The sequence below is a fragment of the Streptomyces sp. NPDC021212 genome (assembly GCF_044332925.1).
In the GTDB taxonomy this organism is placed as follows: Bacteria; Actinomycetota; Actinomycetes; order Streptomycetales; family Streptomycetaceae; genus Streptomyces.
In genome coordinates, this window is the sequence record NZ_JBIRPZ010000003.1 from 633,874 (window position 1) to 654,473 (window position 20,600).

At 73.0% G+C, this 20,600-nt stretch carries 10 protein-coding genes and 1 pseudogene; 2 read left to right on the top strand and 9 right to left on the bottom strand.

Annotated elements, in window-relative coordinates:
* Positions 1-476, bottom strand: a pseudogene (locus tag ACH4SI_RS11170) (hypothetical protein); the annotation flags it as partial.
* Positions 477-668: 192 nt separating this feature from the next.
* On the opposite strand from ACH4SI_RS11170, the gene ACH4SI_RS11175 reads away from it, so the two are divergent.
* Positions 669-2,762 carry an ATP-binding protein gene (locus ACH4SI_RS11175; protein ID WP_398295086.1) on the top strand — a complete coding sequence of 698 codons (2,094 nt, stop codon included), beginning with the start codon at positions 669-671 and terminating at the stop codon, positions 2,760-2,762.
* Here the strand turns inward: ACH4SI_RS11175 and ACH4SI_RS11180 are convergent.
* The 8 genes from ACH4SI_RS11180 to ACH4SI_RS11215 all read right to left on the bottom strand — a co-directional run bounded on the left by ACH4SI_RS11180 (position 2,759) and on the right by ACH4SI_RS11215 (position 17,730).
* Entirely contained in the window at positions 2,759-4,189 is a 1,431-nt protein-coding gene (locus ACH4SI_RS11180) for a glycoside hydrolase family 16 protein (protein ID WP_398295088.1), read from the bottom strand. The genes ACH4SI_RS11175 and ACH4SI_RS11180 overlap by 4 nt on opposite strands.
* 112 nt (positions 4,190-4,301) lie before the next feature.
* Entirely contained in the window at positions 4,302-6,494 is a 2,193-nt protein-coding gene (gene glgB, locus ACH4SI_RS11185; RefSeq protein WP_398295249.1) for a 1,4-alpha-glucan branching enzyme, read from the bottom strand.
* 420 nt (positions 6,495-6,914) lie between these two features.
* Positions 6,915-8,417, bottom strand: coding sequence for a maltokinase (locus tag ACH4SI_RS11190; RefSeq protein WP_398295090.1), 1,503 nt, complete (start codon positions 8,415-8,417; stop codon positions 6,915-6,917).
* A 982-nt stretch (positions 8,418-9,399) separates the two neighbouring features.
* The gene (gene treS / locus ACH4SI_RS11195) at positions 9,400-11,139 is read right to left on the bottom strand and encodes a maltose alpha-D-glucosyltransferase (protein ID WP_398295092.1); all 1,740 of its coding nucleotides are present in this window, start codon (positions 11,137-11,139) and stop codon (positions 9,400-9,402) included.
* Positions 11,136-13,130 carry an alpha-1,4-glucan--maltose-1-phosphate maltosyltransferase gene (locus tag ACH4SI_RS11200; RefSeq protein ID WP_398295094.1) on the bottom strand — a complete coding sequence of 665 codons (1,995 nt, stop codon included), beginning with the start codon at positions 13,128-13,130 and terminating at the stop codon, positions 11,136-11,138. The genes treS and ACH4SI_RS11200 overlap by 4 nt, the downstream gene beginning before the upstream one ends.
* A gap of 342 nt (positions 13,131-13,472) precedes the next feature.
* Positions 13,473-14,669, bottom strand: a complete 1,197-nt coding sequence (locus ACH4SI_RS11205) for a S8 family peptidase (RefSeq protein ID WP_398295096.1) — start codon at positions 14,667-14,669, stop codon at positions 13,473-13,475.
* A 272-nt stretch (positions 14,670-14,941) separates the two neighbouring features.
* Positions 14,942-15,733 carry a pectate lyase gene (locus ACH4SI_RS11210; RefSeq protein WP_398295098.1) on the bottom strand — a complete coding sequence of 264 codons (792 nt, stop codon included), beginning with the start codon at positions 15,731-15,733 and terminating at the stop codon, positions 14,942-14,944.
* A 47-nt stretch (positions 15,734-15,780) separates the two neighbouring features.
* Positions 15,781-17,730 carry a rhamnogalacturonan lyase gene (locus ACH4SI_RS11215; protein WP_398295100.1) on the bottom strand — a complete coding sequence of 650 codons (1,950 nt, stop codon included), beginning with the start codon at positions 17,728-17,730 and terminating at the stop codon, positions 15,781-15,783.
* Between the two features lie 195 nt (positions 17,731-17,925).
* On the opposite strand from ACH4SI_RS11215, the gene glgP reads away from it, so the two are divergent.
* A complete protein-coding gene (gene glgP, locus ACH4SI_RS11220) occupies positions 17,926-20,574 on the top strand; it encodes an alpha-glucan family phosphorylase (protein ID WP_398295102.1) in 2,649 nt (882 codons plus the stop codon).
* Positions 20,575-20,600 lie beyond the last annotated feature (26 nt).

Here is a 20,600-nt window from a genome sequence, read left to right on the forward strand (position 1 = left end):
GGGACCGCGTCGCTGCCGGAGCCGGGTACGAGCCCGGGGTCGGGTACGCCCCTGGGGGCCGCGCCGGGGGCGGTGCCGGGTACGCGGCCGAGCCCGGTACTGCGCCCGGAGCCGCCGGGGCTGGCGGGCGCGCCCCCGGGCCCGGCACCGAGCCCGGAGACCGCGCCGTCCCCGGAGGCGGGTACGAGTCCGGGGCCGGGCAGCCGCCCGGGGACCGTGGCGGGCCCGAGGGCGGGAACGTGTCCGGGGCCGGGCAGCCGCCCGGGGGCCGCGCCGGGGCCGGTGCCGGGCACGCCGCCGGGGATCGCGCCGGGTCCGGTGCCCCGTACGAGCCCGGGGACCGCGCCGGGTACCAGCCCGGAGCCGGGCAGGCTCCTGAGGACCGCGCCGCGTCCGGTGCCGGATACGCGGCTGAGTCCGGGGTGGCGGGGGCCGCCGGAGCTGCCGGGTACGCCCCCGAGCCCGGTGCCGTACACGGGGCGCCCGGGGCCGCCAGTTCTGTCCCTGGGCCCGGGGACCGCGCCGGGTACCAGCCCGGAGCCGGACACGCCGCTGAGGACCGCACCGCGTCCGGAGCCGGGCACGCCCCCGGGGCGGCGGGGGCCGCCGGAGCTGCCGGGCACGCGCGCGGGCCCGGTGCCGCACCCGGGGCGCCCGAGCCCGGTGCTGTGCCCGCGGCCGCCGCGGTGGCGACGCGTACCGGTTCCGTCGCCGAGGGCGGTCCCGCCGCCGTTCCCCGGCAACTGCCGCCCGACGTCGCCCGCTTCACCGGGCGTGAGCGCGAACTCGGCGGGCTTGACGCGCTGCTGCACACCGGCCGGGCGCCCACCGCGGCCGCGATCGGGGTGATCGCGGGTAGTGGCGGGCTGGGCAAGACCACGCTCGCGGTGCACTGGGCGCATCGGGTGCGCGACCGCTTTCCCGACGGGCAGCTGTACGTCAACCTGCGCGGCTTCGGCCCCACCGGCTCGGCGATGACCGTGGCCGAGGCGGTCCGGGGCTTCCTCGACGCCTTCCAGGTGCCGGCGCACCGCATCCCCGCCACCGTGGAGGCGCAGACCGCCCTCTACCGCAGCCTGCTGGCCGACCGCCGGGTGCTGATCCTGCTCGACAACGCCCGCGACGCCGAGCAGGTGCGCCCGTTGCTGCCCGGCTCGCCCACCTGCCTCGTGCTGCTGACCAGCCGTAACGAACTCACCGGCCTGGTCGTCGCGGAACAGGCCCGGCCGCTGCCGCTGGATCTGCTCGGCCGCGCCGAGGCGCGCGACCTGCTCGTCGGCCGCATCGGCGCCGAGCGCGCCGCCGCCGAACCGCAGGCCGTCGAGGACGTCGTCACGGTGTGCGCGGGGCTGCCCCTCGCGCTCGCCATCGTGGCCGCCCGCGCCGCCACCCACCCCCGCTTCCCCATCGCGGCGCTCGCCGGTGAGCTGCACGACGCCCGCGGCAGCCTCGACGCGTTCGAGGGCGGGGACGCCACCACCGATGTCCGGGCCGTGTTCTCGTGGTCGTACCACACCCTCGGCGACGACGCCGCCCGGCTGTTCCGGCTGCTCGGTGTCCACCCCGGCCCGTACATCGCGGCGCCCGCCGCGGCCTCCCTCGCCGGGGTGGACGTGGCCCGGGCCCGCAGGCTGCTGAGCAGCCTCACCCGGGCGCATCTGATCACCGAGCGCAGTCCGGGCCGGTACGCGTTCCACGATCTGCTACGCGCGTACGCCACGGAGCTGACCCAGGAGGACGACTCGGAGGAGGACCGCCAGGCCGCGCTGCACCGGGTGCTCGACCACTATCTGCACTCCGCGGTCGCCGCCGGGCGCGCCTTCACCCCGCACCGGGTGCCGATCGCCATCACCCCGGCGCGGTCCGGGGTGGCCGTCGAGACGTTCACCGAACACGCCCAGGCGCTCACCTGGTTCACCCTGGAACACGCGGTGCTGATCGCGGCCCTCCAGCGGGCCGCGGACGCCGGATTCGAGACCCACGCCTGGCAACTGGCCTGGTCGCTGATGGAGTTCCTGGACCAGCTCGGCCACTGGCACGACCAGCGCACCGTCCACCGCATCGCCCTGGGCGCCGCCCACCGCGTCGCCGATCAGGCAGGCCAGGCCCACGCCTGCCACGGGCTGGGCCTCGCCGATCTGCGGATGGGGCTGTACGAACGGGCCCGCGGCCATCTGCTGCGCTCGCTCAACCTGCACGCCGAGACCGCCAACCACATCGGCCAGGCCCGCCTCCACGTCGCGCTCAACATGACGGCCGAGCGCCAGGGCCGCGACGACGAGCTGCTGTACCACGCCCGGCGCTCGCTGGAGCTGTACCAGGAGGCCGGGCACCGCAAGGGCGAGGCGTACGCCCTCAACAACCTGGGCTGGGCGTACGCCAGGCTGGGCGACTTCCAGCAGACCCTCGTGCACTGCGCCAAGGCGCTCGCCCTCCTCAAGGAGGCGGGCGACGGGCGCGGGGAGTCGGCCGCCTGGGACAGCCTCGGGTACGCCCACCACCACCTCGGCGACCACCGGCAGGCCATCACCTGCTACCGGCACGCCGTCGCCTTGCGGCGCGGCCTGGACGAGCGGGTGCGGGAGGCCGAGTCGCTGCACCGGCTGGGCGACGCCCAGCGGACCGCCGGGGACCTGGCCGGGGCGCGGAGCAGCTGGTGCGCGGCGCTGAGCCGCTTCGATGCCCTCGGCCACCCGGACGCGGACCGGGTACGGGCCGAACTCGCCCGCCTGGGCGAGCCCGGGCCCGACGGCACCGGTTAGTCGAAGGGGATGCGGACGGTGGACTGGTTGCCGGTGCCGAGGGTGCTGGTGCCGTTGCCGATGGCGTTCCACACCTCGACCCGGACCTTGCCGCCTCTCATGTCGCCGAGCGATCCGGTGGCGGATTTCAGGCCGCGGGCCTGGGTGTAGTGCTCGTAGCCGGGGACCGGATCGGTGGCGAAGTACTGGTAGGTCTCGGTGCGGTCCCAGCTGCCGTCGCCCGTGAGGTCGTAGGAGATCCGCGCCTGCTGCCCGTTGGCCACGGTCGTGCCCGCGTCCACGAACAGGTCGAAGGCCGTCGAGCCGCCGTTGTACGTCCGGGTGATGCCGGACGAGGTGAAGGTCTGCGGCTGGTACGGCGTCCCGTCGTGGTTGGTGCCGCCCGCCGAGGCCAGGGTCGTGGCGCTCGCGGACGAGGAGGCCGCGCCGAGGGCGCCGCCCTGGCCCGGGTAGAGCGTGGCGGAACCGCCGGGGTCGGTCCCGCCGCCTCCGCCCCGGGTCCAGACCGCCACGTAGTCGACGAGCATGGGGTGCCCGGGGACGGTGGCCGCGGTGGGCGTCGGCGAGCCCTTGACCCCGTCGGGGAAGCCGCCGCCGATCGCCACGTTGAGGAGGATGAAGTAGCCCGCGTGGTCGGTCATGTTCGACCAGGTGGCGGCGTCGACCTGGTCCTGGGCGACGCTGTGGAACTGGGTGCCGTCGACGTACCAGCGGAGCTGGTTGGGCGTGGTCGAGCGGTCCCATTCGAAGCGGTACGTGTGGAACGCGGACTGGCAGGTGGACCCGGGGCACGCGCGGTTGGCGCCGAGGCCGGAGGTCTCCCGGCAGGGACCGTTCGGGCTGACGCCGCAGTGCAGGGTCCCCCACACGGAGTTGAGCCCGTTGACGTTCTCCATGATGTCGAACTCGCCGATGCCGGGCCAGTTCTGGTAGTTGCCCCGGTACGGGCTGCCGAGCGCCCAGAAGGCGGGCCAGTAGCCGAGGGCGGCGTCGCCGGTGACGTTCGGCATCTGTATCCGGCCCTCCATGCGCAGCACACCGCCTGCCGGGGCCTTGAAGTCGGCCCGCTTGGTCTCGATGCGGGCCGAGGTCCAGTTGCCCGCGCCGTCGCGGAGCGGGGTGATGCGGAGGTTGCCGGTGCCGTCGAGGCTGAGGTTGCTGGTGGAGCCGGTGTAGCTCTGGATCTCGCCGGTGCCCCAGTTGCCGGGGCCGCCGGGGTAGTTGTGGCCGGTGTCGATCTGCCAGTTGGCGGCGGAGGGGAGGGTGCCCGCCGCGCCCGTGAAGTCATCGCTCCACTGGAGGTTCCAGCCGGTGGGCGTGGGCGGCACGTCGGCTTGGGAGGACGTGGCGCCGAGGAGGGCGACGGCGGTGGCGGCGAGTGCGGCTAAGGCCGATCTGAGGGCGGATCTGTGTCTGCGGGGGCGCATGGGCGTACCTCCTGAAGGGGGGTGAGAGCGCTCTCACGACGCCCTCACCCCTCTCTTTAGGCGTGTCCACGTCACTCGTCAACCTCTTGGCGTCAACCTTTTGAACGCAAGCTCAGGCCGGGCGCAGCCAGATCGTGGCCAGCGGCGGCAGCGTCGGCAGCAGGCTGGCCGGTCGGCCGTGGGCGGCCGTCGGTTCGGCCTTCAGCGGTTCCGGATTGCGGACGCCGCTGCCGCCGTAGCGCTCGTCGTCGGTGTTCAGCACCTCCCGCCACAGCGGGACCGTGTCCGGTACGCCGATCCGGTACTCATGCCGCACCACCGGCGAGAAGTTGCTGACCGCCAGCAGCGGGGAGCCGTCGGCGTCGAAGCGGAGGAAGGCGAACACGTTGTCCTCGCTCGCGTCTCCCTCCACCCACGCGAACCCCTCCGGCACCGTGTCCCGCTGCCACAGCGGCGGCGTCGCCACGTACACCCGGTTGAGGTCGCGGACCAGATCGCGCACCCCGCGGTGGTCGGGTTCGGCGGAGTACGAGGGGTCCAGCAGCCACCAGTCGGGGCCGTGGCGCTCCGACCACTCCGCGCCCTGCGCGAACTCCTGCCCCATGAAGAGGAGTTGCTTGCCCGGATGCGCCCACATGAAGCCGAGGTACGCCCGGTGGTCGGCGCGCTGCTGCCACCAGTCGCCCGGCAGCTTGCTCACCAGCGCCCGCTTGCCGTGCACCACCTCGTCGTGCGAGATGGGCAGGACGTAGTTCTCGCTGTACGCGTACACCATCGAAAACGTCATCTCGTGGTGGTGGTACTTCCGGTGCACCGGCTCGTGCGCCATGTAGCCCAGCGAATCGTGCATCCACCCCATGTTCCACTTCAGCCCGAAGCCGAGCCCGCCGAAGCCGCTCGCCCCCACGTGATGGGTGGCCCGGGTGACGCCGTCCCAGGCGGTGGACTCCTCGGCGATGGTCACCACGCCCGGGCAGCGGCGGTAGACCGTCGCGTTCATCTCCTGGAGGAACGCCACCGCGTCCAGGTTCTCCCGGCCGCCGTGCGCGTTGGGCGTCCACTGGCCGGGCTCCCGGGAGTAGTCGAGGTACAGCATGGACGCCACGGCGTCGACGCGCAGTCCGTCGATGTGGAACTCCTCGCACCAGTAGACCGCGTTCGCGACCAGGAAGTTCCGCACCTCCGTGCGGCCGTAGTCGAATTCCAGCGTCCCCCAGTCCGGGTGCGCGGCCCGCAGCGGGTCGGCCGGTTCGTACAGCGGCCGGCCGTCGAACTCCGCCAGCGCCCACTCGTCCCGGGGGAAGTGCGCGGGCACCCAGTCCACCAGCACCCCGATCCCCGCCCGGTGCAGCGCGTCGACCAGGTACTTGAAGTCGTCGGGCGTGCCGAGGCGGGCCGTGGGCGCGTAGAAGCCGGTCACCTGGTAGCCCCAGGAGCCGCCGAAGGGGTGCTCGGCCACCGGCATCAGCTCGACATGGGTGAACCCGAGGTCCTTGACGTACGCGGGCAGCTGCTCGGCGAGCTGCCGGTAGGTCAGCCCCGGCCGCCACGACGGCAGGTGCACCTCGTACACCGAGAACGGCAGCTCGTGCACGCGCCCGCCGTCCCGCCGCGCCATCCAGTCGCCGTCGCGCCAGTGGTGGTGCGAGGCGTGCACGACCGAGGCCGTCGCGGGCGGGCACTCGGTGTGCCGCGCCATCGGGTCCGCGCGGAGGGTGCGGCTGCCGTCGGGCCGGGTGATCTCGAACTTGTACAGCGTGCCCTCGCCGACACCGGGCACGAACAGCTCCCACACGCCGCTGGAGCCGAGCGAACGCAGGGGGAAGCCGGTGCCGTCCCAGGAGCAGAAGTCCCCGGTGACCCGCACGCCGCGCGCGTTCGGCGCCCACACGGTGAACCGCGTCCCCACCACGCCGTGGTGCGTCATCGGCTGAGCGCCGAGCGCCCGCCACAGCTCCTCGTGGCGGCCCTCGCCGATGAGGTGCAGATCGAGTTCGCCGAGCGCGGGCAGGAACCGGTACGGGTCATGGACCCGCACCTCGTTGTCGTCGTACGCCACGAGCAGCTGGTAGTCGGGTACGGACGTCAGCGGCAGCACGCCCGAGAACAGCCCGTCCCCCTCGGGCCGCAGCCGCGCCCGCAGCCCGGCGGCGACGACGGTGACGGCCCGCGCGTACGGGCGCAGCGCCCGGAACAGCACCCCGCCGCGCACCGGGTGCGCGCCGAGCAGCGCGTGCGGATCGTGATGCGCCCCGGTGAGCAGCCGCTGCCGCTCCTCACCCCCGAGCGCGGGCGCGGCCCGCACCCCGTGGTCCTCGTACGGCGCGGGGTCGGGCGGCCGCCGCACGGCGGGGGCGTCCTCCAGGGCATCCGCCACCGACGCCGCCCGCGGCGCGCGGGGCTCGGGCGGCGCCCCGTACGACGGCCGCGAGGTGGGCTTGATCCCCGCCGACTCCGGCGAGTGGGGGTCCTGGCGGGGGGACGCGTCGTCCCGGAGCCCGGCCTCGACATCCGGGGCGGCGGCCGGGCGCGTCGTGGGACCGGGGCGGTGTTCCCGGGTCGGGCGGCCGGGGAGGAAGGTGGGCGGGACCACCGGGGCCGACTTGGCGCCGGTGGCGGTCGGGTCGGGGCCCGGGCCCTCGTCGGACGGGTGCCGGCTGGACGGCGGTCGTGCGGTCACGGGGTGGTCCTCCCGGGGGTGTCGGGGCGGGGCTCTCGGGTCGGGTCAGCGGACGGCGGCGGCCAGCCGGCGGATCGCGGTCATCGGGACCGGCAGCCAGTCGGGGCGGTGGCGGGCCTCGTAGAGGACCTCGTACACCGCCTTGTCGGTCTCATGGGCGCGCAGCAGCTCCGGCTCGTCGCGCGGATCCGTACCCGATGCTTCCGCGTACCCCGCGCAGTAGGCGGCGCGCATGCGCACGGCCCAGTCCTGCGGGGTGTCGTGGCCGCCCACGGCCGCCGCGTAGTCGAAGGAGCGGAGCATCCCCGCGATGTCGCGCACCGGCGGCTGCGTGCGGCGGCGCTCGGCGAGCGGACGGGACGGCTCGCCCTCGAAGTCGATCAGCGACCACTGGCGTTCCGCCGTCAGCAGGGCCTGCCCCAGGTGCAGATCGCCGTGGATGCGCTGGGCCGCCCAGGTGCGCCCGGCGCGGCCGAGGCCGGCGACGTCCTCGTACGCGGCGTGCAGCGCGGCCCGGTACGGCTGGAGCGCGGGCACCGCGGCGGCGGCCGAGTCGAGGCGTTCGCTCATGGCGGCCGCGAGGTGTTCGATCTGCGGGCGGCGCAGCACGGAGACGGGGAGCGCGTCGGCCATCGCGAGGTGCACCTCGGCGGTGGCGCGGCCGAGGGCGTGCGCGGCGCCGGTGAAGTCGGCGCGTACGGCGAGCGCGTCGAGGGCGAGCTGCCAGCCGTCGGTGGACCCGGCGAGGTAGGGCTGGAGGACGCCGAGGGTGAACGGTTCCGGGCGCGGCCCTGGCCCCTCCGGCGGCGGCGCCGCCTCGAACCAGGCGGCCGGGGCGGGCACCCGGGTGCAGCCGGTGCGGGCGAGGGCGAGGGGGAGTTCGAGGTCGGGGTTGGTGCCGGGGCTGACCCGGCGGAAGAGCTTGAGGATGAACGTATCGCCGTACACCACCGAGGAGTTGGACTGCTCGGCCGTCATCAGCCGGGGCGGCAGGGTGGACGGGATCGCGCTGGAGGGCTCGCGTACGAAGCGCAGCGGGCCCAGGCGGCCGGGGACGCGGAGCCGCTCCAGGAGGAGCGAGGCGAGGCGGGGGTCGGCCAGCGCCTCGTACACGGTGCGGCCGTCCAGCGGCCCGCCGCTGGGGTGCCCGATGAGCGCGGGCGCGAGCGAGGGCGGCAGGGTCGAGCGGACGCCGAGCAGCATCTGGTAGCAGTCGCTGGCGGCCGCGCCACGGCGGTGGCCGCAGCCGAAGCCGTGGCGGTGGCCGGGCGGTTCCGGCTGCTGGGCGCGGATGAGCAGATGGAGCAACCCGGGGGCCGCGCCGCCCGGCGGGCAGGGCAGTAACTCGGTCGCGGAGACGAGGGCGAAGCCCGTGACGGGACGGCCCTTGCCCGCGAACCAGCGCTGCCGGGGGAGCCACTCGGCGAGTAACGGCGCGAGCGAGCCGAGCAGCCCGTCCGGCCCGGTTGTCGTGCTGGACGGGGGATCGGCTGGCGGTGCGGCGGTCGGCGGGTGGTGTGCCCCCCGGGAGAATGAAGCTTCCGGCATGGCGTCGCGTCCTTTCCCCGGGCACACGACAGATCAGGGCAAAGTGTCCCGGATTGCGGCGTTGACTGTGCGACGGTGCGGGACGTGTCGGGCGAGGATCGTCCGTACGGCGAGCACGGAGTACGCGATCGGCTCCGCCGGTGGCTGTACGTAGTCAGAGTGCCCATGAAGCCATGACGAAAACGCCGAAGGAGCGCGGAGGGGTCTGCTTTTCCCCACCCCGCCCCTACCCGAACCTGGGGGCAAGCCCCCAGCCCCCCCCCCCACCGCGGCTACGCCCCGGGCCCCGGGCCCCGGGCTCACGTTGGAGCTGCGCCCCGGTCCCCGTCTCGGCTCTCCGCTCCAGGTCCCCGGTGTGGGGTTGTGCCCTTGGGTCGGCCGGGGCTCTGGCCTTGGCCTACTCGGGGCTTGCGCTCTGGGCCCCCGTGTTGGGGTTGGGCTCTCGGTTCCCGTGGTGGGGTTGCGCTTCAGGTCCCCGCCGTGGCTGCGCCGCGGGTCCCGTGTGGGGGCTGCGGCCTTGGCTCGGCCGAGGCTCTGGCCTTGGCCTACCCGGGGCTGGCGCCGTGGGCCCCGTCCCAGGGGTTGCGCTCCCGGTCCCCGTGCTGGGGTTGGGCTCCGGTTTTGCTCGTGGGTGCGCCCTTGGCTCGGCCGGGGCAGGCCCCTCGGACCCCACCGGTGCTGCGCGTCTGGTCCCAGCGGCCGTTGGTGTGGGGTTGTGCCTTGTCCCGGCCTGGGACCGTGCCCGCCCGGGGCTTCGCCCTGGCCCTGGGCCAGGCTCTGCTCCCCGGCCGCCGCCTCGGGGTTCTGCCCCCGGCCCCACCGGAGCGGTGCCCCGCCTGGGGCCGTGCTGCCCCGGGGCTTCGCCCTGGCCCGGCGGGGATTCACCTCCGGCCCCCACCGGACGGGGCCGGACCGGGCCGGGGGCCAGCGGCTTGCCCCCGGGGTCGGGGAGGGGGGTGGGGGACTGCACCCCCGCCCCGGGTTACAGCGGGGGGCGGTGTGGGGCCGGTTCGGCTCGGCGCAGGCGGAACCAGTAGAAGCCGTGGCCCGCCAGGGTGAGCAGGTAGGGGAGTTCGCCGATGGCGGGGAAGCGGACGCCGCCGATCAGCTCGACCGGGTGGCGGCCCGCGAAGGACTGGAGGTCCAGCTCCGTCGGCTGGGCGAAGCGCGAGAAGTTGTGCACGCACAGCACCAGGTCGTCCTCCCCGTCCCGGGTCCGCGGGGCCTCACGGAGGAACGCGAGGACGGCGGGGTTGGAGGAGGGCAGCTCCGTGAAGGAGCCCAGCCCGAAGGCCGGGTTCTGCTTGCGGATCTCGATCATCCGGCGGGTCCAGTGGAGCAGGGAGGACGGCGAGGACATGGCGGCCTCGACGTTGGTGACCTGATAGCCGTAGACCGGGTCCATGATCGTGGGCAGGAAGAGCCGCCCGGGATCGCAGGAGGAGAAGCCCGCGTTGCGGTCGGGCGTCCACTGCATGGGGGTGCGGACCGCGTCGCGGTCGCCGAGCCAGATGTTGTCGCCCATGCCGATCTCGTCGCCGTAGTACAGGATCGGCGACCCGGGCAGGGACAGCAGCAGCGCCGTGAACAGCTCGATCTGGTTGCGGTCGTTGTCCAGCAGCGGGGCCAGCCGGCGCCGGATGCCGATGTTGGCGCGCATCCGCGGATCCTTGGCGTACTCCGCGTACATGTAGTCGCGCTCTTCGTCGGTGACCATTTCCAGCGTCAGCTCGTCGTGGTTGCGCAGGAAGATGCCCCACTGACAGCCGGACGGAATCGCCGGGGTCTTGGAGAGGATCTCCGAGACCGGATAGCGCGATTCGCGCCGCACGGCCATGAAGATGCGCGGCATGACCGGGAAGTGGAAGGCCATGTGGCATTCGTCGCCGCCCGCCTCGTAGTCGCCGAAGTAGTCGACGACGTCCTCCGGCCACTGGTTGGCCTCGGCCAGCAGCACGGTGTCGGGGTAGTGGGCGTCGATCTCGGCGCGGACGCGCTTGAGGAGTTCATGGGTGCGGGGGAGGTTCTCGCAGTTGGTGCCCTCCTCCGCGTACAGATACGGCACGGCGTCGAGCCGGAACCCGTCGATGCCGAGGTCCAGCCAGAAGCGCAGGGCGGCCAGTACCTCTTCCTGGACGGCCGGGTTCTCGAAGTTGAGGTCCGGCTGGTGCGAGAAGAAGCGGTGCCAGTAGTACTGCTTGCGTACCGGATCAAAGGTCCAGTTGGACGTCTCGGTGTCGACGAAGATGATGCGGGCGTCCTGGTACTGCTTGTCGTCGTCGGCCCAGACGTAGTAGTCGCCGTACGGTCCGTCCGGATCGGTGCGGGACTCCTGGAACCACGGATGCTGATCGCTGGTGTGGTTCATGACAAAATCGATGATGACGCGCATGCCGCGCTGATGCGCGGCGTCCACGAACTCGACGAAGTCGGCGAGATCCCCGAACTCCGGCAGCACGGCCGTGTAGTCCGAGACGTCGTAGCCGCCGTCGCGCAGCGGGGAGGCGAAGAAGGGCGGCAGCCAGAGGCAGTCGACGCCGAGCCACTGGAGGTAGTCGAGTTTGGCCGTGAGCCCCTTGAGGTCGCCGACGCCGTCGCCGTTGCTGTCCTGGAAGGAGCGCACCAGGACCTCGTAGAAGACGGCGCGTTTGAACCAGTCGGGATCACGGTCCTTGGCCGGAGTGTCTTCGAACTTGTCCGGTACGGGCTCGTTGACGATCATGTTGTGGGTGACCCTCCGATCGGTGAGGACGGTCGCAGGGAGAGCACGTGCGCGGGAGCCATGTCACGCCCCGGCTCCAGGCGCACGTAGTTGTCCCTGCCCCAGTGGTAGGTCTCGCCGGTGAGCTCGTCGCGCACCGGGACGGACTCGTGCCAGTCGAGGCCGAGTTCCGGCATGTTCAACGAGACCGTCGCCTCCTGGGTGTGGTGGGGGTCCAGGTTGACGACGGTGAGCACGCACGAGTCGCCCGTGCGCTTGGAGTAGACGATGACGGAGTCGTTGTCGGCGTGGTGGAATCGGAGGTTGCGCAACCGGCGCAGGGCGGGGTGCCGCCGGCGCAGCCGGTTGAGCCGGGTGAGGAGCGGGGTGAGGGTCGTTCCCGTACGCTCCGCGCCCGCCCAGTCGCGCGGGCGCAGCTGGTACTTCTCCGAGTTCAGGTACTCCTCGCTGCCGGCGCGCAGCGGGGTGTTCTCGCACAGCTCGTAGCCCGCGTAGACACCCCAGGTGGGGGAGAGGGTGGCGGCGAGGACGGCCCGTACCGCGAAGGCCGGGCGGCCGCCGTCCTGAAGGTAGGCGTGGAGGATGTCGGGGGTGTTGACGAAGAAGTTGGGCCGCATCCAGGCGGCCGCGTCCCCGGACAGCTCGGTGAGGTAGTCGGTCAGCTCCTGCTTGCCGTTGCGCCAGGTGAAGTACGTGTACGACTGCTGGAAGCCGATCATGCCGAGTGTGTTCATCATCGCGGGCCGGGTGAACGCCTCGGCGAGGAAGATGACATCGGGGTCGGTGCGGTTGATGTCCCCGATCACCTTCTCCCAGAAGGCCACGGGCTTGGTGTGCGGATTGTCGACCCGGAAGATCCGTACGCCGTGGGACATCCAGAACCGCAGCAGCCGCTCGGTCTCGCGGACGAGGCCGGGGAAGTCGGCGTCGAAGGCGATGGGGTAGATGTCCTGGTACTTCTTGGGCGGGTTCTCGGCGTACGCGACCGTCCCGTCCGCGCGCCGGTGGAACCACTCGGGGTGCTTGGCGACCCAGGGGTGGTCGGGCGAGCACTGGAGCGCGAAGTCGAGGGCCACCTCCATGCGCAGCTCGCGCGCCCTGGCCACGAAGTGGTCGAAGTCGTCCAGGGTGCCGAGGTCGGGGTTGATCGCGTCGTGGCCGCCGTCCGGGGAGCCGATCGCCCAGGGGGAGCCGACATCGAAGGGGCCTGCGGAGAGCGTGTTGTTGGGGCCCTTGCGGAAGGCGGTGCCGATGGGGTGGACGGGCGGCAGATAGACGACGTCGAACCCGGCGGCGGCGACGGCGGGCAGCCGCTCGGCGGCGGTGCGCAGCGTGCCGCTGACCGGCCGCCGGCCCTCTTCCACCTTGGCGCCCTCGGAGCGCGGGAACAGCTCGTACCAGGAGCCGAACAGCGCGCGCTCCCGCTCGACCTGGAGCGGCATCGGGCGCGAGGAGGTGACCAGTTCGCGCAGCGGATGGCGGTCGAGGGCGGCGGTGACGTCGGGGGCGAGGGCCGCGGCGAGCCGGTCGGCGACCGGGCGGCGCTCGTCGCGCAGCCCGTCGACGGCGGCCAGCACCGCCTCCCGGCCGTCGTTCTTGGGTACTCCGGCCGCGGCTCTCTCGTGCAGCCCAGCGCCTTCCTCCAGCACCAGATCGGTGTCGATCCCGGCCGGGATCTTGATACGGGCGTGATGGCGCCAGGTGGCGACGGGGTCGCTCCACGCCTCGACCGTGTACGACCAGCGGCCCGGCGCGGTGGGGGTCACCTCGGCGCCCCAGCGGTCGGTGCCGGGGGCGAGTTCGCGTAACGGGGTCCACGGCCCCGACCGTCCGGCCGGATCGCGGAGGACGACATTGGCGCTGACCGCGTCGTGGCCCTCCCGGAACACGGTGGCACTGACCTCGAAGGTCTCGCCCACCACCGCCTTGGCGGGTCGGCGGCCGCAGTCGATCAGCGGACGGATATCCAGGATGGGAATACGACCGATCATAGGATCACCTGACGGCGTTGCGGGCTGATGTGCGGAGGGCGCTTGATGGTCGGCGGCGGCTTCCGTCCTTTGTATAGGCTTTACCGCCGGGCGATGGGTTGCGGGCATGACAGCTCCTGTCCGCGTTCACTCTGGTGGGCGGATGGGGTCGGCCATGGGGGGCGCGTTCGGGAAGCCTTCCCACCGGACACCGGGAGACAATCCGGGTTCCCGTTAACTACCCGTTCGTAACGCGGGGTGCATGTCTCGGCCCCGCGCGTATCCGTGCGGGGCCGATGATATGACTGCAATGTTGAGTTGTGTCAGACGCCGTGTCAGCCAGTCGCGGTGCCGGCCGAGGTGTCAGTCGCCGACGCGCAGCAGGCGGTTCGGCGAACCGCGCCCCGCGCCCCGTACCGCGCCCTTGGCCGACTCGGCGGTGAGCGCCGCGCTCACCCGGGCCGGGGTCGCCGAGCGGTGGGCGGCGAGGTAGAGCGCCGCCGCGCCCGCGGCATGGGGCGCCGCCATGGACGTACCCGACAACGTCGCCGCCGCCGTATCGCTCGCGTTGGACGCCGAGACGATCCGGTCGCCCGGCGCGAACAGGTCGACCGCCGGCCCGTAGTTGGAGAACGGCGAGCGCCGGTCCGCCCGGTCCGTCGAGCCCACCGTGATCGCCTGCGGCACCCGGCCCGGCGAGTACGCGTCCGCGGGCCGGCCCGCGTTGCCCGCCGCGACCGTGAAGGTGAGCCCGGCGCGCACTCCCGCCCGTATGGCCGCGTCCCACTCCGGGACCGGCCCCGCGACCGGCGACCCCAGGCTCAGATTGACCACCGACGGCTTCCGGGCGTGCCGCAGCACCCAGTCCAGACCGGCCAGCACCTCCGCGCTGGTGCCCTCGCCCCGGTCGTCCAGCACCCGTACGGCGACGACCTCCGCCCGCTTCGCCACCCCGTACTGCGCGCCCGCGGCGGTCGCGGCCACATGCGTGCCGTGGCCGTTGCCGTCCTGCGCCACCGGGTCGTCGTCCACGAAGTCCCAGCCGGAGCGGGCCCGGCCGCCGAAGTCCCGGTGAGTGGTGCGCACTCCGGAGTCGATGACGTAGATCGTCGTCCCGCGCCCGCCGCCGGCCGGTGCCGTATACGAACCGTCCAGCACGTCGGCGGGCTGATCGACCCGGTCCAGACCCCACGACGGCGGGTACGCCTGGGTGGCGGGGGCGCCGCGCAGCGACACCTCGGCGTCCCGGGTCACCGAGGCGATGCCCGGGTCCGCCGCGAGCCGCCTCGCCTGCGCCTCGTCCGCCCGCACGGCGAAGCCGTTCAGGGCCCTGCTGTACGTACGGCGCACCGTCGCCCCGTACCTCTCGACGATGCCCCTGCCCCGCCCGGACGACGCCGATGGCGCCCCCGCCCCCCGTTGCAGGGTCACGATGTAGGTGTGGTCCGCCGCCGCGCCCGCGGCCCGCGCGGGCAGCGCCCCGCCCGTCAGCACCACCGCGGCGGCGGCCAGCGCCCCGGCCGTCCGGCGGCGGCGGCCTCTGCTCCTTCTGTGCGCCATGGACGATCCCTCCCCGACCCTCCCCGGTGCGAACGGCGCCAGGGTCTCGTGGGCAGGGGGCCCCGACAAGTGCGCATCAGGGGGCGGAACCGGCGCGCCGCGCCCACCCCCGGGGAGGGGGGCGGGCGCGGCGCGCGGCGACTTGCCCGGAGCGGTCGCCTCCACGCCGTCCACCACCACCGAGCGCTTCTGCTGCTCGGAGCAGTTGCCGCATGAGCGGTGGAGCCTGGCGGCGTCCGGACCGGGCGGCGGACCTCACCCGCGCCTCACGGCTACTTGTAGGTGATGTCCGAGGCGCTGTACTTGCAGTACGTGCCGTCCGGGCCCTTGCCGTTCTCGGTCGGCTCCTTGCCCGTGTTGTTCCCGATGTACTTCTGGCACGGGACGATCTTCTTGCTGCTGTCCTTGAGCACCGTGATGTTGCGCAGGGTCAGCGAGTCGCCGTAGTTGGTGTTGATCCCGCCGATGGCCTTGCCCGGGGCGGTGACCTCGGTGTTGCTCACGTTGATCGTCCGCTTGTACTGCTTGGAGCAGTTGCCGCACGAGCGGACGAGCTTGCCGAAGTCCTGCACGGCGAAGTTGGAGATGTTGAGCGTGCCGCCGCCGTTGAACTGGAAGACCTTGTCCGACGCCTTGCGAGCGCCGCCCCCGATGACGTTGTACGTCTTGCCGGTGCCGCGGAAGGTGGCGGCGTCCTCGCCGACGTCCTCCCACCAGACGTTCTGGAGCGTACAGCTGCCCTTGCAGTGGATGCCGTCGGCGGCCGGGGCGCCGAGGATGACGTTCTTGAGCGTGGCGCCGTCGGCCAGTTCGAACAGCGGGGGCTGGTCCTCGCCCTGGTTGTCCGAGCCGAGGTCGCCGTCGCCGTAGTAGCGCTTCATGCCGCCGTCGGTGGTCCCGCTGACGGGGATCGTCTTGGTGACCGCCTGCGGGGTGCCGCTGGGCGAGGGCCAGGTGGCCGCCGACGCGGCCGACAGGGACAGCCCGGTGGTGATCGCACCCGCGGTGAGGGCGATGGCGCCGAGGGCGCCGCCGATCGCCCGCCGTCTCATGCGTAATTCCATGTCACAGCTCCTTGTGCGGAAGGGGGGTTCTCCGGGGGGAATGAGGTTCAGGGGGTGGTGATGGTCGGCCGCGGAGGGGTCGCCATCTTGTTGCCGATGAAGAAGCTGGGATGCGGCGGCTGGTTGTAGGCGGTGTTCTGCCAGGCCAGGGCCTCGCGGTACTGCCGGTCGTGCAGCAGCGTGGTGATCCGCCGGTCGGTCTCGATGGGCGTGGAGTAGATCCGCAGCGCCTTGTTGTCGCTGGTCGGCCAGATCACCTCCTCGCGCCAGTCGCCGAGGATGTCGCCGGACAGCGACGGAGTGGCCTTGGTGCCGTTGTTGGAGTGCACCCCGGAGGCCGTGAGCTGCCGGGTCTCGCCCGACGTGCCGTACTTGTCGATGTGCGTACCGTCCAGCAGCTCGCGCACCGGGTCGCCGTCCCACCAGGACAGGAAGTTCATGGACGACGGCTTGCGGCCCTTGGCGGCGCCGGAGGCCGAGCGGATCTGGTCGTCCTTCGCGGACCACATCTCGGCCCCGTCGTTGCCCGCCCAGATGTCGCCGGCCACGCCGCGCCCGTTGTCGCCGTTGGCCGCGGTCGACCAGAGCACCTGGCCGGTCCTGGCGTCGGCCAGGTACGAGGACGGCTTCGAGGAGTCCTCGTCCACCTTGAAGTACTCCAGGCCCGGCCGGGACGGGTCGAGGTCTCCGAGGTGGGCCGCGTCGCCGTGGCCGTTCTTCGTCGTCCACAGGCCGTAGCCGTTGTCGTCCACCGCCATCGAGCCGTAGACGATCTCGTCCTTGCCGTCGGCGTCCACGTCGCCGATGGCCAGCGCGTGGTTGCCCTGCCCGTCGTAGCCCTTGCCGCTGTTGGTGGAGCTGTTCGTGTCGAACGTCCACTTCCGGGTCAGCTTGCCGTCCTTGAAGTCCCAGGCGGCGATGACGGTGCGGGTGTAGTAGCCACGCGCCGCGATCAGGGAGGGCGTGGAGCCGTTCAGGTACGCCGTCCCGGCCAGGAAGCGGTCCACCCGGTTGCCGTACGAGTCGCCCCACGAGGAGACCGTGCCGCGCGCCGGGACGTAGTCCACGGTGGACATCGCGGCGCCGGTGCTCCCGTTGAACATCGTCAGGAACTCGGGGCCGCTCAGCACGTAGCCGCTGGAGTTGCGGTAGTCGGCGGAGGCGCTGCCGATCGTCCTGCCCGCGCCGTCGACCGTGCCGTCCGCGGTCTTCATCGCGACCTCGGCCTTGCCGTCGCCGTCGTAGTCGTACACCTGGAACTGGGTGTAGTGCGCGCCGGAGCGGATGTTACGGCCCAGGTCGATGCGCCACAGCCGCTTGCCCTGGAGGGTGTACCCGTCCACGATCGTGTTGCCCGTGACGCCGGACTGCGAGTTGTCCTTCGCGTTCGTCGGCTGCCACTTGAGGACGAGGTCGAGATCGCCGTCGCCGTCCAGGTCGCCCACGGAGGCGTCGTTGGCCTCGTACGTGTAGTCGGAACCGGCGGCCGGGGGCGAGATCGGGACATCGAGGTAGCCCGAGCGGAACGGGAGGGCGGCCGGGGAGGCGGCCTGCTCGGCGCCGTTCACCACGGCGCGCACCGTGTACGTCTCCGTGGCCGCCGCGCCCTTGTCCAGGTAGTTGGTCGAGCCCGTGATCGGGGACGCGTTGACCTTGGTGGAGCCGCGGTAGACGTTGAATGCGACATTGGACGGATCGGTGGCGAGCCAGCGCCAGCTGACCAGGTTGTCGTTGCCCGAGCGGACGCTGACCAGGCCCCGGTCCAGCTTCTCCAGCTGGGCGGCCGCGGCCGCCCTGGCCGTCGCGCCCTTCGCCGCCGTCGCTCCCTCGGCTTCGGGCTCCGTCTCGGCGGCTCCCGAGACGCTCGCCAGACCGGTGACGGCCAGCGTGCCCACCGCGAGCGCCGCGACCAGCGTCCGGGGGCGGCCGAGCCGCTCGCGCGCGGCGTGTCTGGGTGGGTGACCGGGTGCGGGCTGCGATCTGTCCCGGATACGCACGGGGCCTCCAAGGTATGGGGGGAAGTGAACGCCCCCTAGTCGTCGCCCTGGCCGGAAAGGTTGCCGCCTCCCGACCGAACTTCGCGGGGCTAGGGGGTGTCTTGTCGGTCAGGCGGGAGCCCGGCATGATCGGCAAGACACTCCCTAAGGCGAAACAGCCGAAACAGGGGCGCGTCGGCCGCTACCGTCGAAGGTGTGAAGGCCATCCGTCGCTTCAGCGTGCGTCCCGTGCTTCCGGAATCCCTACGACCGCTCCACCGGCTGGCGCGCAATCTGCGCTGGTCGTGGCATCCCGAGACCCGCGAGCTGTTCGAGGCCATTGACCCCGAGCGCTGGCGGGCGTGCGGCGGCGATCCGGTGCGGCTGCTGAGCGCCGTACCCGTCGCCCGGCTGGCGGAACTCGCCGCGGACCGCGCCTTTCTGCGGCGGCTCAAGGCGGCAGCCGAAGATCTGAACGACTATATGACCGCCCCTCGCTGGTACCAGGGCCGCACGACGGCCCCGGACGAGCCGGCCCCGGACGAGCCGGGCACGGACAGTACGGCCCGGCCGGGCCGTGCGGCCGGGCTGCCCGCCGCCATCGCCTACTTCTCGCCGGAATTCGGCATCACCGCCGCCCTGCCCCAGTACTCCGGCGGGCTCGGCATCCTCGCCGGCGACCACCTCAAGGCCGCCAGCGACCTCGGCGTCCCCCTCATCGGCGTCGGGTTGCTCTACCGCCACGGCTACTTCCGCCAGTCCCTCTCCCGCGAGGGCTGGCAGCAGGAGCAGTACCCGATCCTCGACCCCAACGAGCTGCCGCTCACCCTGCTGCACGAGCCCGGCACGGGCGTCGGCCGCCCCGCCAGGGTCACGCTCGCGCTCCCCGGCGGCCGCCCGCTGCACGCGCAGATCTGGCAGGCCCAGGTCGGGCGGGTGCCGTTGCTGCTCCTCGACTCGGACGTGGAAGGCAACGGCCCCGGCGAGCGCGACGTCACCGACCGGCTCTACGGCGGCGGCAGCGAGCACCGGCTGCTCCAGGAGATGCTGCTCGGCATCGGCGGCGTGCGCGCGGTGCGGGCGTACTGCCGTATCACCGGGCACGCCGAGCCCGAGGTGTTCCACACCAACGAGGGCCACGCCGGGTTCCTCGGCCTGGAGCGCATCCGCGAACTCGTGGACACCACGGGGACGGACTTCGACGCCGCCCACGAAACCGTCCGGGCCGGGACCGTCTTCACCACCCACACCCCGGTCCCCGCCGGGATCGACCGGTTCGACCGCGAGCTGGTCGCCCGCCACTTCGGGGACGACGGCGAACTGCCCGGTATCGGCGTCGAGCGGATCCTCGCGCTCGGCCGGGAGACCTACCCCGGCGGCGAACCGGGCCTGTTCAACATGGCCGTCATGGGGCTGCGGCTGGCCCAGCGCGCCAACGGGGTCTCCACCCTCCACGGCCAGGTCAGCCGCCAGATGTTCGCCGGTCTGTGGCCCGGGTTCGACGCCGACGAGGTGCCCATCACCTCCGTCACCAACGGCGTCCACGCGCCCACCTGGCGCGCCCCCGAGGTCACCCGGCTCGGTGCCCGCCAGTTCGGCCACCTGCCCGCCGGGGAGCTGTGGGAGCTGCGCCGCACCCTGCGCAAGCAGCTCGTCGCCGAAGTACGGCAGCGGCTGTACGCGTCCTGGCGGCAGCGCGGCGCGGGCACCGCCGAACTGGGCTGGATCGACTCCGTCCTCGACCCCGACGTCCTCACCATCGGCTTCGCCCGCCGCGTCCCCTCGTACAAGCGGCTCACCCTCATGCTGCGCGACCGCGACCGGCTCACCGAGCTGCTGCTGCACCCCGAGCGGCCGATCCAGATCGTCGTCGCGGGCAAGGCGCACCCGGCCGATGACGGCGGCAAGCGCCTCGTCCAGGAGCTGGTCCGCTTCGCCGACGACGCCCGGGTGCGGCACCGCCTCGTCTTCCTGCCCGACTACGGCATGGGCATGGCCCAGAAGCTCTACCCCGGTTGCGACGTCTGGCTCAACAACCCCCTGCGCCCGCTGGAGGCGTGCGGCACCAGCGGCATGAAGGCCGCCCTCAACGGCTGCCTCAACCTCTCCGTCCTCGACGGCTGGTGGGACGAGTGGTACGAACCCGACTTCGGCTGGGCGATCCCCACCGCCGACGGCTCCGCCGTCGACGACGACCGCCGCGACGACCTGGAGGCGGCCGCCCTCTACGAGCTGCTGGAACAGCGGATCGCGCCGCAGTTCTACGACCGTGGCCCCGACGGACTCCCCGGCCACTGGATCGACATGGTGCGCCAGACCCTCACCACCCTCGCCCCCAAGGTGCTCGCGGGGCGCATGGTGCGCGAGTACGTCGAGCGGCTCTACGCCCCGGCCGCCCGCGCCCATCGCGCCCTGGACCCCGCCACGTCCCGTGACCTGTCCGCCTGGAAGGCCCGGGTCCGCGCGGCCTGGCCCCAGGTGGCCGTCGACCACGTGGAAACCCGGCTCACCCCGCCCGCCCCGGGCGGCGCCGCCGAACTCGGCTCCGCCCTCTCCCTCCGCGTCCAGGTCCGCCTCGGCGGCCTCGACCCCGCCGACGTCGAGGTCCAGGCCGTCGCGGGCCGCGTGGACGAGGCCGACAGCCTGACCGACACCACCGCCATCCCGCTCAAGCCCACCGCGGGCCCCGACGACGAGGGCCGCCACCTCTACGAAGGCCCCCTCGCCCTCGACCGCACGGGCCCCTTCGGCTACACCGTCCGCGTCCTCCCCACCCACCCCCTCCTGGCCAACCCCGCCGAACTCGGCCTCACGGCCCTCCCGTCGGAATCCACCTCCGAGGCCGCGGGAGTCCTGATGCGCTGAGCCCTCGTCATTGAACGGACGACGAA

Excerpts from the sequence above, each read along its gene's own strand:
- ACH4SI_RS11180 (WP_398295088.1), bottom strand. The coding sequence starts at position 4,189 with ATGCGCCCCCGCAGACACAGATCCGCCCTCAGATCGGCCTTAGCCGCA.
- ACH4SI_RS11190 (WP_398295090.1), bottom strand. The coding sequence starts at position 8,417 with ATGCCGGAAGCTTCATTCTCCCGGGGGGCACACCACCCGCCGACCGCC.
- treS (WP_398295092.1), bottom strand. The coding sequence starts at position 11,139 with ATGATCGTCAACGAGCCCGTACCGGACAAGTTCGAAGACACTCCGGCC.
- ACH4SI_RS11200 (WP_398295094.1), bottom strand. The coding sequence starts at position 13,130 with ATGATCGGTCGTATTCCCATCCTGGATATCCGTCCGCTGATCGACTGC.
- ACH4SI_RS11205 (WP_398295096.1), bottom strand. The coding sequence starts at position 14,669 with ATGGCGCACAGAAGGAGCAGAGGCCGCCGCCGCCGGACGGCCGGGGCG.
- ACH4SI_RS11210 (WP_398295098.1), bottom strand. The coding sequence starts at position 15,733 with ATGGAATTACGCATGAGACGGCGGGCGATCGGCGGCGCCCTCGGCGCC.